Source organism: Pseudomonas sp. S49 (assembly GCF_009866785.1).
GTDB lineage: Bacteria > Pseudomonadota > Gammaproteobacteria > Pseudomonadales > Pseudomonadaceae > Aquipseudomonas.
Genome location: NZ_CP019432.1, coordinates 5,527,018 through 5,541,430, shown reverse-complemented (window position 1 = coordinate 5,541,430; position 14,413 = coordinate 5,527,018). Strand labels below are relative to the sequence as shown.

The following is a 14,413-nucleotide window of genomic DNA, read 5'->3' as shown; positions in this document are numbered from 1 at the left end:
TGGAGTGAATTCGGGCAGCCCTGGCACCCGGTCTTCCACAGCGTTTTTAAAAGTACTCACTGCCATAACAATAATGCACATGGAGTAGCGTCGATGACCTCAGTAAACCAGTTCTGGCGCCGGGCGAAACTGCCTCTGGCAGTCAGTCTTGCCTCCTCGCTCGCCGGGCCCGCATTCGGCGTCAGTTTCAACGTCGGTGAAATCGAAGGCCAGTTCGACTCGTCCTTGTCGATCGGTGCCAGTTGGTCTACTCAGAGCCCGAACAAGAACCTCATCGGCGTCAACAACGGCGGCCACGGTCTGTCGCAAACGTCCGATGACGGTCACGCCAACTTCAAGAGCGGTGAAACCTTCTCGAAGATCTTCAAGGGTATTCATGACCTTGAGCTGAAGTACGGCGACACCGGCGTATTCGTCCGTGGCAAATACTGGTACGACTTCGAACTGAAGGACGAGAGCCGCCAGTTCAAAGACATCAGCGACAGCAACCGTAAAGAGGGCGCCAAGTCGTCCGGCGGGCAGATTCTCGACGCCTTCGTCTACCACAACTACGCGATCGCCGATCAGCCGGGTTCCGTGCGTCTGGGCAAGCAGGTGGTTAGCTGGGGTGAAAGTACCTTCATCGGCGGCGGTATCAACTCGATCAACCCGATCGACGTTTCCGCGTTCCGTCGTCCCGGCGCCGAGATCAAGGAAGGCCTGATTCCGGTCAACATGTTCTACGTGTCCCAGAGTCTGACCGAAAACCTTTCGGCCGAAGCGTTCTATCAACTGGAATGGGACCAGACCGTCGTCGACAACTGCGGCACGTTCTTCTCGCAGCCGGACATTGTTGCTGACGGTTGCAACGACAACCTGCGCGTGTTGAACAAGCGTTCGCAAATCCCGGCCGTGGCCCTTGGCCCATTGGCCGCCAACGGCGTCAACGTCAACGAGGAAGGTGTGCTGGTTCGTCGTGGCCCGGACCGCGATGCCCGCGACAGCGGTCAGTGGGGCGCATCCTTCAAGTACATGTACGAACCGCTCGACACCGAGTTCGGCGCCTACTTCATGAACTACCACAGCCGCGCGCCGATTTTCAGCGCCACCGGTGCGCCACAATCGGTCTACAACACTGCACGCGCGCTGCCAGGGCCTTTTGCGGCACTCGCCCCATTGCTGGTCGCGGGCAACTCGAACTATTTCATTGAATACCCTGAAGACATTCGCCTCTACGGTCTGAGCTTCTCCACCACTCTGCCTACCGGTACGGCGTGGAGCGGTGAGATCAGCTATCGTCCGAACGCGCCGGTACAACTGAACTCCACCGACATCCTGTTCGCCGGTGTACGTCCGCTCGGCGGCGCACTGACCAACGCTTCGCTGCTCAATGGTGTGCCGGGTCAGGATCTGCACGGTTACGAGCGCAAGGAAATCACCCAGATCCAGACAACGTTCACGCACTTCTTCGATCAGGTCATGGGCGCCAGCCGTCTGACTTTGGTCGGTGAAGTCGGCGCGACTTACGTCGGTGGCCTGGAAAGCCGTTCCGACATGCGTTATGGCCGCGATCCGGTCTACGGTCCGGGCGAGTTGCCAGCCACTGGCACGACCAACACCTGCGCCAATATCCTCAATGCCAGCACCATCAACGGTGCAGGGGCAGGATCGCCGCAGAACAACCGCAGCCGCAATTGCGACAACGACGGCTTCACCACCTCAGTGTCGTGGGGCTACCGCGGTCGCGCCATCTGGGAATACAACGACGTCTTCGCCGGTGTGAACCTGAAGCCGAACGTGGCCTGGTCCCACGACGTCAGCGGTTACTCCCCTGGCCCTGGCGGTAACTTCGAGGAAGGTCGCAAAGCGGTCAGCCTGGGCGTCGATGCCGAATACCAGAACACCTACACCGCGAGCCTGGCTTACACCAACTTCTTCGATGGCAAGTACACCACTGTGGATGATCGCGACTTCGTTGCGCTCAGCTTCGGCGTGAACTTCTAAGCACTGCATTTCAGGACGAACGAATTTATGAAAATAACAAAGAGTCTGTTCCACGCCGGTGTTCTGGGTCTGTCGCTGCTGGCGACCGGGGTCATGGCCGCGGTGCCTGCTGCAGAAGCCGACAAACTGGGCAAAAGCCTGACGCCGATGGGCGCTGAAATGGCCGGTAACGCCGACGGTTCGATCCCGGCGTGGAAGCCGCTGCCGAAAAATGCCGGCTCGGTCGACAGCAAGGGGTTCCTGTCCAATCCATACGCCAGCGAGCAACCGCTGTTCACCATCACTGCGAAAGACGTCGACAAGTACAAGGACAAACTGGCGCCGGGGCAGTACGCGATGTTCAAGCGTTACCCGGACACCTTCAAGATGCCGGTGTATCCGTCCCATCGCGGTGCGACCGTGCCGGATGACGTATTCGCCGCCATCAAGAAAAACGCCACCACCACCAACCTGGTGTCTGGCGGCAACGGCCTGGAAAACTTCGATACCGCCGTACCGTTCCCGATTCCGAAAACCGGTGTGGAAGTCATCTGGAACCACATCACCCGCTATCGCGGCGGCAGCGTGACTCGTCTGGTGACTCAGGCCACTCCGCAACCGAACGGCTCGTACAGCCTGGTGTACTTCCAGGATCAGTTCGTGTTCCGCGACAAGATGAAGGACTACGATCCGGCGAACCCGGGCAATATCCTGTTCTACTTCAAGCAGAAAGTGACCGCGCCGGCACGTCTGGCCGGTGGTGTGCTGCTGGTGCACGAGACCCTCGACCAAGTGAAGGAACCCCGTTCGGCGTGGGTCTACAACGCCGGTCAGCGCCGGGTGCGCCGTGCACCACAAGTGTCCTATGACGGTCCGGGTACTGCCGCCGACGGTCTGCGTACCTCCGACAACCTCGACATGTTCAACGGTGCACCGGATCGCTACGACTGGAAGCTCGAAGGCAAGAAAGAGATGTACATCGCCTCCGACAGCTACAAGCTCGACGATCCGAAGCTGAAATACGCCGACATCATCAAGGCCGGCCACATCAACCAGGACCTGGCGCGTTACGAACTGCGCCGCGTCTGGCATGTGGTAGCAACCTTGAAGGAAGGTCAGCGCCACATCTACGCCAAACGTGACTTCTACATCGACGAGGACACCTGGCAGGCGGCAGTGATCGACCACTATGACGGTCGTGGCCAACTGTGGCGCGTCGCTGAAGCCCATGCGGAGAACTACTACGATAAGCAAGTGCCGTGGTATGCCCTGGAAACCCTCTACGACCTGCAGTCCGGCCGCTACCTGGCACTGGGCATGAAGAACGAAGAGAAGAGTGCGTATGACTTCGGCTTCACTGCCACCACCAGCGATTTCACCCCGGCCGCACTGCGTCAGGATGGCGTTCGCTAACCCGCTGTAACCCGAGGCCGCATCCTCGTGAAAACGCCCCGACCGGTTCGGGGCGTTTTTTTGTCTGCGGATTTTTCCGTAGCCTTTTTGTAGCCATTTGTAGCAGCAACCTTCATAACCGGTTCGTTTAAGGCTAGTCTGCGGACATCTGCAACGCCGCCAACAGCAATTCGAACAAGAGCCGGCCATGACTGATCTGTCCCCACTTCCGGGTCCCGCAAGCGTTGCCGTCGCGGCACTGGACGGGCGTTTTTTTCGCCCACCGCTGCCCGACGGCTACGTTTTGCGACCACGTCTTTGCGAGCGCCTGCAGGCCGGACTCGGTGGGCGCCTGTTGCTGGTCAGCGCCCCCGCCGGATTCGGCAAGAGCTCGCTGGCGGTGGAGTTCTGTCAGAGTCTGCCGGCGCACTGGCAAAGCCTCTGGCTGGGCCTGAGCCCGCGCGACAGCGACCCCGGACGCTTTCTTGAGCGTTTGCTCGAAGGCTTGCAGGACTACTTTCCGCAACTGGGCAGTCGTGCACTCGGCCTGCTGAAAATGCGCCAACGTCATCAGCCGTTTGCCTTCGAGGAATGGCTCGACGGCTTGCTCGATGAGTTGACCCTGCACCTCGATCCAGCCAAGCCGTTGCTGCTGGTGCTCGACGACTATCATCTTGCACAAGGTCCGGTACTCGACCGGTGCCTGCAGTTTTTTCTCAATCATTTGCCTGACGGCTTGCTGGTGATGGTCACCAGCCGGCAGCGTCCGGACTGGCATCTGGCGCGTTTGCGTCTGTCGCGGCAGTTACTGGAGCTGCATGAGTCTGATCTGCGTCTGACCCACGACGAAGCCCTGACCTTGCTTGATCGCCACAGCACGTCTCTGCGCGGTGAAGCCCTGGAAAATCTGATTCAGCGCAGTGAAGGCTGGGTCGCCGGTTTGCGTTTCTGGTTGCTGGCGATGTCTGAAGCCGGCAGCGATGCCGCATTGCCGCAAACGTTGAACGGCGGGGAAGGGCTGATTCGCGATTATCTGCTCGAAGAAGTCATCGATTGCCTGCCGGCCGAAGTGCAATCCTTCCTTTACGACACCGCTCCCCAGGAACGCTTTTGCAGCGAGTTGTGCGATGCCGTTCGCGAGGCCCATGACAGTGCCGAGATCCTGCGCTTTCTGCTTGCGCATCAGGTCTTTCTCGTACCGCTGGACGAGCACGGGCACTGGTATCGCTACCACCATCTGTTCTCCGATTTGTTGCGCAGCCGGCCGATAGCGCAAGCGATGGTGCCGACCGCAACGCTGCATCTGCGCGCGTGTCGCTGGTTCAATGCCCAAGGCTTGCTCGACGAGGCGGTGGAGCAGGCGTTGCGCGCTGGTCACCTCGATGTGGCGGCAAATCTCGTACAGAACCTTTCCGAGGAACAGCTGCTGGCCGAACAAAACGTCGGCATGCTGCTGCGCTGGAAAATGGATTTACCTGACAGCTTGCTGATCAGCACGCCGCGGCTGATCGTGCTGTACAGCTGGGCATTGGGGCTGGCGTGTCAGCTCGATGCCGCCGAAGAGTTGTCCGGCCACTTGAGCCGCTTTCTGCCGGCGCCTTCCGCTACCGCGCAAAAGTCGATGCTCGCGCAATGGCTGGCGCTGAGCGGGATCATCGCTCGCGGGCGTGGGCATCGAGAATTGACGATCAGATATTGCACCGAGGCCCTGGAAAGCCTGCCGGCCAAGCGCTATGGCCAACGGCTGATGTGTTTATCGACCTTGTCCAATCTGGCCATTGCCGACGGCGATCTATGGCGCGCCCGCGGCCTTAATCGTGAATCCCTGGAGCTGGCGCAGCGCGTCGGCAATCCTTTGTTTGAAGCGTTGGCGCATTACGATCGTGCGCGTGTTTTGCAGGCGCGTGGCGAGATTCTGCGCGCACTCGATGAAGTCCATCAGGGGTTGGAACGCTTGCGCGGTCTGTCGCCACAACGCTTATACGCGGTGCGTGCGCGGCTGACGTTGTACGAAGGTTTTCTATTGGCGATGCGCTTGCAGCCTCAGGCCGCTCGTTTGCGCTTGTTGGCCGGGATTGGTGAGGCGCGTGCCTGCCGCGATATCAGTGTGTTGATCGGCCATTGTGTCATCGCTCGTCTGGACGGCAGCAGTGGCGAATTCGCCAAGGCCTTTGCCGAACTCGCCGAAGCCGAACGCCTGATGCACATCTGGGACGTGCCGCCGATCTACTACCTGGCGATGATCACGCTGGTCAAATGCGAGCTGTGGCTGGCGCAGGGCCGTACCGATCTGGCCGAGGCGTGGCTGGCGCGTCTTGGGCAGACTTACACCGGCGAGCGTGCTGCCGCACCACCAGAGTTTCATCCACAGTTGCCGTTGCATGTTGAACTGCAGCAGGCGTTGCTGGACATGATTCAAGGGCAACCCATGCTCGCCGAAGGACGGCTGAACGTGTTGCATGAAAACGGTCAGCAGACCGGGCGGCAGTTGCTCAGCGTGATGGCGTTGACGCAGAAAGTGGCCCTGTTGCTGGCGTGTGGGCGTGAGCCGGAGGCCAGAAAAGCGCTGAGCCAGGCGTTGGAGGCGGCAGCGGGTGGCGTGGTGCAGCCATTTGACAGCTTGCTGAAAAAGTACGGTGACTGGCTACGCGGGCAATTGGTTTCGAACCTTTCGACAGCGGTCAGTCAGCAATTGCTGGGACACCTGCCTGTTCCCGCTGCCCGGCCCGTCGCAGAGGTCTCGGTGGCCGAACAGCTCAGCAGTCGAGAGCTGGCCGTTCTGCGCCTGATTGCTCAAGGCTGTTCGAATCAGGAAATCAGCGAGCAGTTGTTCATATCCCTGCACACCGTAAAAACTCACGCCAGTCATATCAACAGCAAGTTGGGGGTTGAGCGGCGCACACAGGCAGTGGCGCGGGCCAAAGAGCTGGGGTTAATGATCTAGCGACGGTAAAATTGCGGATCGGCCGTTTCGAACCACTGCCCAGGATTTCCCATGACCGTTTCAAGCCCAGTGCTCATCCGCGAAACCTTCCCCGTCGGCCCGCTCCAGTGCAACTGCACCATCATCGGCGATCCGATTACAAAGAAAGCCATCGTCGTCGACCCGGGCGGCAATCCTGACCTGATCATGGCGCGTCTCGATGCGCATGGCCTGAAAGTCGTCAGCATCATCCACACCCACGCGCATCTCGATCACTTCCTCGCTTCCGGCCAGATGAAAGAGAAGACCGGAGCGACCCTGCATTTGCACAAGGAAGACCAATTCCTCTGGGACAACCTCGAAATGCAATGCCAGATGTTCGGCGTGCCGTATACACCGGTGCCGTCACCGGATCGCTGGTTGAGCGATGATGAAGAACTGGCCTGTGGTTGCGGCGTGGCCCTGCATACTCCGGGACATACACCCGGTTCCATGAGCTTTTGGTTTTCCGAGGCTAAGCTGTTGATTGCCGGCGACACGTTGTTTCGTCGCGGCGTAGGGCGCACGGATTTGTGGGGCGGCGATCAGGCGACCATCGTGCGTTCGATCAAGCAGCGGCTGTACACGCTGGACGAGGACGCGACAGTGGTGACCGGGCATGGGCCGGATACGCGTCTGGGTGACGAGATGCGCGAAAACCCGTTTGTACGTGCCTAAATATTTTGTCACGAGTGCCCGGCGGAATTTTTGTGCATTGTCATGATCCAACGCCCGCGCAGGTCCATTTAACCCAGTGGCCGCTGCACCACAGAATGCGAAAAACCAGGAGCTCTCCATGTTCACCAAGCGTCGTTTGATTATTGTCGCTACTGCCGTGGCCTTGCTGTCCGGCTGCGCCTCGCCTAACCCGTATGACAATCAAGGCCAGGCTGACAGCGGCTCGCAAGGCATGAGCAAAACCGCCAAATACGGCGGCCTCGGCGCTCTGGCCGGTGCGCTCGCCGGTGCTGCCATCGACCACAACAACCGCGGCAAGGGTGCCTTGATCGGCGCCGCAGTGGTGGGTGCTTCCGCTGCCGGTTACGGTTACTACGCCGACCAGCAAGAAAAGAAACTGCGCGCGAGCATGGCCAACACCGGCGTTGAAGTGCAGCGTCAGGGCGACCAGATCAAGCTGATCATGCCAGGCAATATCACGTTCGCCACCGATTCGGCGAACATCGCCTCCAGCTTCTACCAGCCGCTGAACAACCTCGCGGGCTCGTTGAAAGAGTTCAGCCAGAACCAGATCGAAATCGTCGGCTACACCGACAGCACCGGCAGCCGCCAGCACAACATGGACCTGTCGCAGCGTCGTGCGCAGAGCGTGGCGACCTACCTGACCTCGCAAGGTGTCAGCGGTGCCAACCTGTCGGCCCGTGGCGCCGGTCCGGATAACCCGATCGCCAGCAATGGCGATGTGAATGGCCGGGCGCAGAACCGCCGCGTTGAAGTCAACCTGAAAGCGATTCCGGGTCAGCAGTATGGTGGTCAGCAGCAACAGCAGCCGGGTACGGTTCAGCAATATCCGTAACTGAATGCCTGATTGAAGAAATGCCCGATCCTGTGATCGGGCATTTTTTTGTCTGGCCTGTGCCGGCCCCTTCGCGAGCAGGCTCGCTCCCACATTTGAAATGCATTCCCCTGTGGGAGCGAGCCTGCTCGCGAAGGGGCCGCTACCAGCACCGAAGATTACAGACACAAAAAAGCCCCCGGACACATCACTGTTCGGGGGCTTTTTTACCAGCGAAGACTGATTACTTCTTCAGACCATAATGCTCATCGAGCATGCCCGGCGAGTTCGGAGTCTTCGGTGCGTAGTCACGCGGCGGCTCCTGATCGCGCGGTGGCGTCAGGCGTTCACGTGGCGCGACTGCCGCGTCAGCGTGCAGGGCGGCGATCAGGCGCTGGCGGGTCTGCTCGTCCAGGGCCAGACGATTGGCGCCCTCGGCGAGATGATCCTGCACTTCCTGATAGCTCTGGGTCAGCTTCTTGACCAGCATCGCGGTGCTGTTGAAGTGGGTGACCACTTCATTTTGATAACTGTCGAAACGCTCCTGGATATCATCCAGTTGACGCTGCGTACGGCTCGGCGCGGCGTTCGGCGCAACGCGCGCGATCAGGAATCCAATGGCGACACCCACAACCAGGGCAAGAGTCGGTAACAACCAAACTAAGAGCGAGTGTTCCACGAGTCCTTCCTCTATAAACGGCTTTGCTTTACGTTAACGGCTCGAACCTGCGCTGTATACCGCGATTCACTCGCAATAGATTGGCACAGACAATTTGCTAGACGAGTCGACCCGATCCGAGGTCACGGAGTTCCTTCCTTGCTGATGCGTGAAACCCCTGTAGTGATTGCCGGCCCAGTCGGCCAAATCGAAGCTTTGTACCTCGACAACGAGCAGCCGCGCGGCATCGCGCTGATCTGTCATCCGAACCCGGTGCAGGGCGGCACCATGCTCAACAAGGTCGTTTCGACCCTGCAGCGCACTGCGCGCGACGCCGGCCTGATCACCTTGCGCTTCAACTATCGCGGCGTCGGCGCCAGCGAAGGTTCGCACGATATGGGCACTGGTGAAGTCGACGATGCCCAGGCAGCCGCCAAGTGGTTGCGCGAGAAACACCCGGATCTGCCGCTGACCCTGTTCGGTTTCTCCTTCGGCGGATTTGTTGCAGCAAGTCTCGGCGGGCGTCTCGAAGCCCAAGGCGTGCAGCTCAAGCACCTGTTCATGGTCGCCCCGGCGGTAATGCGTCTGGGTGAACAGGATCAACTGCCGCAACAGGGTGAACTCACGGTGATCCAGCCGGAAACCGACGAAGTCATCGATCCGCAACTGGTTTACGACTGGTCGGAAAAACTCCAGCGCCCCCATGAGCTGCTGAAAGTGGCAGAATGCGGACACTTTTTTCATGGCAAGCTGACCGATCTCAAGGATCTGATCCTGCCGCGTCTCTCGAATTGATTGCAGTCTGACAAGCGATTACCCATGACGAACCGTACCCGTATCCTCACCGGCATCACCACCACCGGCACGCCGCACCTGGGCAACTACGCCGGCGCCATCCGCCCGGCGATCCTTGCCAGCCGCGACAGCAATGCCGATTCGTTCTACTTCCTGGCCGACTACCACGCCCTGATCAAATGCGATGACCCGCTGCGCATCCAGCGCTCGCGTCTGGAAATCGCCGCGACCTGGCTGGCCGGTGGCCTCGATGTCGACCGCGTGACCTTCTACCGCCAGTCCGACATCCCGGAAATCCCTGAACTGACCTGGCTGCTGACCTGCGTTGCCGCCAAGGGCCTGCTCAACCGCGCGCACGCCTACAAGGCGTCGGTGGACAAGAACGTTGAAACCGGTGAAGACCCGGACGCCGGCATCACCATGGGCCTCTACAGCTACCCGGTGCTGATGGCGGCGGACATCCTGATGTTCAACGCGCACAAAGTGCCGGTCGGTCGTGACCAGATCCAGCACGTGGAAATGGCCCGCGATATCGGCCAGCGTTTCAACCATCTGTTTGGTCAGGGCAAAGAATTCTTCACCATGCCCGAAGCGTTGATCGAAGAAAGCGTGGCGACGTTGCCGGGCCTCGACGGTCGCAAGATGTCGAAGAGCTACGACAACACCATCCCGTTGTTTTCCAGCGCCAAAGAAATGAAGGACGCGATCTCGCGGATCGTCACCGACTCCAAAGCGCCAGGCGAAGCCAAGGATCCGGACAACTCGCACTTGTTCACCCTGTTCCAGGCCTTTGCCACACCGGCGCAGGCTGACGAATTCCGTAGCGAATTGTTGGGCGGTCTGGGTTGGGGCGAGGCGAAGAGCCGTCTGTTCCAGTTGCTCGACAACGATCTCGGCGAAGCTCGCGACAAGTATCACCAGTTGATCGAGCGTCCGGCAGATCTGGAAGACATCCTGCAGATCGGTGCCAAGAAGGCTCGTGCCGTAGCGACGCCGTTCCTCAACGAACTGCGTGAAGCCGTGGGCCTGCGTTCTTTCGTCAATCAGGTGCAAGTCGCTGCGACCACCAAGAAGAAAGCCGCGAAAGCCGCACGTTTCGTCAGCTTCCGCGAAGACGACGGCAGCTTCCGTTTCCGTCTGCTGGCGGCCGATGGCGAGCAACTGCTGTTGTCGCGCAACTTCGCTGACGGCAAAACTGCCGGGCAGGTGACCAAGCAACTGCAATCCGGTCAGCCGCTGGACGTGCGCAGCGAAGACCTGAGCTTCAGCGTGTGGCTGGAAGGCGAGTGCGTTGGCGACAGCCCGGCGTTCGCCGATGCTGCTGCGCGGGACGCGGCCATCGAGGCTTTGCGCATCGCGCTGACCCCGGTTCAGGACTAATCGGCGGCACGGTCCGACCAAGGGCCGATTGCCATTCCCACGGGCCGTCGCTACAGTGACGGCCCGTTTTTGTTGCCTTGCTAACGAATTATGACGCCCCTAGAACGATACCAAGCTGATCTGAAACGCCCGGACTTCTTCCATGACGCCGCGCAGGAAACTGCCGTGCGTCATTTGCAGCGTCTGTACGAGGATCTGATCGCCGCCGATCAGAACAAGCCGGGTCTGCTGAGCAAACTGTTCGGCAAAAAAGATCAGACGCCGGTCAAGGGCCTGTATTTCTGGGGCGGCGTAGGTCGCGGCAAAACTTACCTGGTCGACACCTTCTTCGAAGCGCTGCCGTTCAAGGAAAAGACCCGCACCCACTTCCACCGCTTCATGAAGCGTGTACACGAAGAAATGAAAACCCTCGGCGGCGAGAAAAACCCGCTGACCATCATCGCCAAGCGTTTCGCGACCGAGTCGCGGGTGATTTGCTTCGATGAATTCTTTGTCTCCGACATCACTGACGCGATGATCCTCGGCACGCTGATGGAAGAACTGTTCAAGAACGGCGTGACCCTGGTCGCGACCTCGAACATCGTTCCGGACGGTCTGTACAAGGACGGTCTGCAACGCGCGCGCTTCATGCCGGCCATTGCCCTGATCAAGCAGAACACCGAGATCGTCAACGTCGACAGCGGCGTCGACTATCGTCTGCGTCACCTCGAACAAGCGGAGCTGTTCCACTATCCGCTCGACGAAGCCGCTCACGAAAGCCTGCGCAAGAGCTTCAAGGCGCTGACGCCGGAATGCACTGCTGCGGTCGAGAACGACGTGTTGATGATCGAAAACCGCGAGATCCGTGCGCTGCGCACGTGTGACGACGTGGCCTGGTTCGACTTCCGCGAACTGTGCGACGGCCCGCGTAGCCAGAACGACTACATCGAACTGGGCAAGATCTTCCACGCTGTGTTGCTCAGCGGTGTCGAGCAGATGAGCGTCACCACCGACGACATTGCCCGCCGTTTCATCAACATGGTTGACGAGTTCTACGACCGCAACGTCAAGCTGATCATTTCTGCCGAGGTCGAGCTGAAGGATCTGTACACCGGCGGCCGTCTGAACTTCGAGTTCCAGCGCACGCTGAGCCGTTTGCTGGAGATGCAATCGCACGAATTCCTGTCGCGGGCTCACAAGCCTTAAACAGAATCGCGAAACAAAAAAGGGCCTGCAACTGCAGGCCCTTTTTTATGTCCAGAATTCACCGCAATACCCTGTAGGAGTGAGCCTGCTCGCGATAGCGGTGGATCAGTCACATAAATGCTGCATGGACGGACGCAATCGCGAGCAGGCTCACTCCTACATGGGTTTGGTATGGGCAGAGGGCTACGCAGCCTGCTGAAACTGCTGCCGATACTGATTCGGCGACAGCTCCGTATGCTGGCGGAACAACCGCGCAAAGAAGCTCGCATCGTCGTAACCGACCTCATAACTGATGGTCTTGATGCTTTTGCGGCTGCCGGACAACAAGCCTTTCGCCGTCTCGATACGCAGGCGTTGCAAGTAATGCAGTGGCTTGTCACCGGTGGCCGTCTGGAAGCGCCGCATGAAGTTGCGGATGCTCATGCCATGCTCGCGAGCGACGTCTTCGAAGCGGAACTTGTCGGCGAAATGCTCTTCGAGCCAGTGCTGGATCTGCAGAATGATCACGTCCTGATGCAGTTTCTGCCCACCGAACCCGATGCGTCCCGGCGAATAGCTGCGCTGCACTTCGTAAAGGATGTCGCGGGCCACGGCTTGCGCGACGTTGGCTCCGCAGAAGCGTTCGATCAAGTAGATGTAAAGGTCGCAGGCTGACGTGGTGCCGCCGGCGCAATACAAGTTGTCGGCATCGGTCAGGTGCTTGTCCTGATTCAGATAGACCTTCGGAAAACGCTCGGCAAAGGCATTGAAGAAACGCCAATAGGTGGTCGCCTCCTTGCCGTTGAGCAGGCCGGCCTCGGCCAGCCAGAACACCCCGGTGGCTTCGCCGCACAACACGGCGCCGCGTGAGTGCTGTTCGCGCAGCCACGGCAGGACTTGTGGATAACGGCCGCACAGTGTGTCGAAATCGTCCCAGAACGCCGGGAGGATAATGACATCGGCGTTTTCCAGGCCGCCGTCGACCGGCATCACGACGTCACTGAAGCTGTTCACCGGTTTGCCGTCGGGGCTGACCAGGCGTGTTTCGAACGCCGGAGTCAGGCCGTGGCCCAGTTGTTTGCCATAACGCAGGCTGGCCAGATGGAAGAAATCCTTGGCTTGCATGAGAGTGGAAGCGAAAACCCGGTCGATTGCCAGGATGCTGACGCGCCGCAAGGGCGTGGAGACTTGCTTGGACATAATTCAACTTTTGTTTTGTTTTTATAAGGGAAAGTGGTCACCAGACGGCTGGATCGTCTTATTTTTTGTCGGATGTGTCCAGTGTCCTGTGTCGGAGGGGAGGCTTAGTCTCTGAAGGTCATCTCCCTCCAACAAGAAAGAAAGGTGCCGCATGATCCCCAGAACCTTGTTCAGCTCCGAGCACGAATTGTTTCGCGACAGCGTACGAACCTTCCTCGAAAAAGAGGCCGTGCCGTTTCATGCGCAATGGGAGAAACAAGGCTATATCGACCGCAAACTCTGGAACAAGGCAGGCGAGGCGGGAATGCTCTGCTCGCACCTGCCGGAAGAGTACGGCGGGCTGGGGGCAGATTTTCTCTACAGTGCCGTGGTGATCGAAGAGGTCGGTAGATTGGGTTTGACCGGGATCGGCTTTTCGCTGCACTCGGACATTGTCGCGCCGTACATCCTGCATTACGGCAGCGAAGCGCTGAAGCACAAATACCTGCCGAAACTGGTTTCGGGCGAGATGGTCACGGCCATCGCCATGACCGAGCCGGGTGCCGGTTCCGACCTGCAAGGCGTGAAGACCACCGCCGTGCTGGACGGTGACGAATATGTGATCAACGGCTCGAAAACCTTCATTACCAACGGTTTTCTCGCGGACTTGGTGATCGTGGTCGCCAAGACCGATCCAAAGGCCGGCGCCAAGGGCACCAGCCTGTTTCTGGTGGAAGCGAATACGCCGGGCTTCGACAAGGGCAAGCGCCTGGAGAAGGTCGGCATGAAGGCGCAGGACACCTCCGAGTTGTTCTTCCAGGATGTGCGCGTGCCCAAGGAAAACCTGCTCGGGCAGGCTGGGGCAGGGTTTGCTTATCTGATGCAGGAGTTGCCGCAGGAGCGTCTGACCGTGGCGATCGGTGGCCTCGCCTCAGCCGAAGCAGCGTTGCAGTGGACGCTCGATTACACCCGTAATCGCAAAGCGTTCGGCAAGGCGATTGCCGACTTCCAGAACACGCGCTTCAAGCTGGCCGAGATGGCCACGGAAATCCAGATCGGCCGAGTGTTCGTCGACAAGTGTCTGGAGTTGCACCTGCAAGGCAAGCTGGATGTGCCGACAGCGGCGATGGCCAAGTATTGGGGCACCGACCTGCAATGCAAGGTGCTCGACGAATGCGTGCAATTGCATGGCGGCTACGGCTTCATGTGGGAATACCCGGTGGCCCGGGCGTGGGCGGATGCGCGGGTGCAGCGGATTTACGCCGGTACCAATGAAATCATGAAGGAGATCATTGCGCGGTCGCTTTGATGATCGTTCCCACGCTCTGCGTGGGAATGCCGCCGGGGACGCTCCGCGTTCCGCTTTGGTGGTGATCTGATCGGCCTCTTCGCGAGCAGGCTCGCTCCC

The 14,413-nt window shown here is 59.6% G+C and carries 11 protein-coding genes; 9 read left to right on the top strand and 2 right to left on the bottom strand.

Annotated features, from left to right (window positions below; translation table 11 throughout):
• Window positions 1–93: 93 nt before the first annotated feature.
• From PspS49_RS24365 to PspS49_RS24345, 5 genes are all read left to right on the top strand, one after another.
• Window positions 94–1,983 (top strand): DUF1302 domain-containing protein, encoded by a 1,890-nt coding sequence (locus tag PspS49_RS24365; protein ID WP_150750482.1) that lies wholly within the window; start codon window positions 94–96, stop codon window positions 1,981–1,983.
• Between the two features lie 27 nt (window positions 1,984–2,010).
• On the top strand, window positions 2,011–3,375 hold the full coding sequence (locus tag PspS49_RS24360; RefSeq protein ID WP_095050635.1) for a DUF1329 domain-containing protein: 1,365 nt from the start codon (window positions 2,011–2,013) through the stop codon (window positions 3,373–3,375).
• Window positions 3,376–3,562: 187 nt separating this feature from the next.
• Window positions 3,563–6,298, top strand: coding sequence for a LuxR C-terminal-related transcriptional regulator (locus tag PspS49_RS24355; RefSeq protein ID WP_160041776.1), 2,736 nt, complete (start codon window positions 3,563–3,565; stop codon window positions 6,296–6,298).
• 51 nt (window positions 6,299–6,349) lie between these two features.
• A complete protein-coding gene (locus PspS49_RS24350) occupies window positions 6,350–6,994 on the top strand; it encodes an MBL fold metallo-hydrolase (RefSeq protein WP_127929723.1) in 645 nt (214 codons plus the stop codon).
• A gap of 118 nt (window positions 6,995–7,112) precedes the next feature.
• On the top strand, window positions 7,113–7,850 hold the full coding sequence (locus PspS49_RS24345) for an OmpA family protein (protein ID WP_127929722.1): 738 nt from the start codon (window positions 7,113–7,115) through the stop codon (window positions 7,848–7,850).
• Window positions 7,851–8,073: 223 nt separating this feature from the next.
• Here PspS49_RS24345 and PspS49_RS24340 read toward each other — a convergent pair whose 3' ends face one another.
• Window positions 8,074–8,508 carry a DUF1043 family protein gene (locus PspS49_RS24340; RefSeq protein ID WP_007917055.1) on the bottom strand — a complete coding sequence of 145 codons (435 nt, stop codon included), beginning with the start codon at window positions 8,506–8,508 and terminating at the stop codon, window positions 8,074–8,076.
• Between the two features lie 144 nt (window positions 8,509–8,652).
• Here PspS49_RS24340 and PspS49_RS24335 point away from each other — a divergent pair, with 144 nt between their 5' ends.
• From PspS49_RS24335 to zapE, 3 genes are all read left to right on the top strand, one after another.
• The gene (locus PspS49_RS24335; protein WP_160042580.1) at window positions 8,653–9,282 is read left to right on the top strand and encodes an alpha/beta fold hydrolase; all 630 of its coding nucleotides are present in this window, start codon (window positions 8,653–8,655) and stop codon (window positions 9,280–9,282) included.
• 24 nt (window positions 9,283–9,306) lie between these two features.
• The gene (locus tag PspS49_RS24330; protein WP_134177971.1) at window positions 9,307–10,662 is read left to right on the top strand and encodes a tryptophan--tRNA ligase; all 1,356 of its coding nucleotides are present in this window, start codon (window positions 9,307–9,309) and stop codon (window positions 10,660–10,662) included.
• Window positions 10,663–10,752: 90 nt separating this feature from the next.
• Window positions 10,753–11,847 (top strand): cell division protein ZapE, encoded by a 1,095-nt coding sequence (gene zapE, locus PspS49_RS24325; protein WP_134177972.1) that lies wholly within the window; start codon window positions 10,753–10,755, stop codon window positions 11,845–11,847.
• A gap of 183 nt (window positions 11,848–12,030) precedes the next feature.
• Here the strand turns inward: zapE and PspS49_RS24320 are convergent, their stop codons facing one another.
• Complete coding sequence (locus PspS49_RS24320) at window positions 12,031–12,927, bottom strand: GlxA family transcriptional regulator (protein ID WP_174245138.1); 897 nt, start codon at window positions 12,925–12,927, stop codon at window positions 12,031–12,033.
• 250 nt (window positions 12,928–13,177) lie between these two features.
• On the opposite strand from PspS49_RS24320, the gene PspS49_RS24315 reads away from it, so the two are divergent.
• On the top strand, window positions 13,178–14,314 hold the full coding sequence (locus PspS49_RS24315; protein ID WP_150774934.1) for an acyl-CoA dehydrogenase family protein: 1,137 nt from the start codon (window positions 13,178–13,180) through the stop codon (window positions 14,312–14,314).
• Window positions 14,315–14,413: the final 99 nt, after the last annotated feature.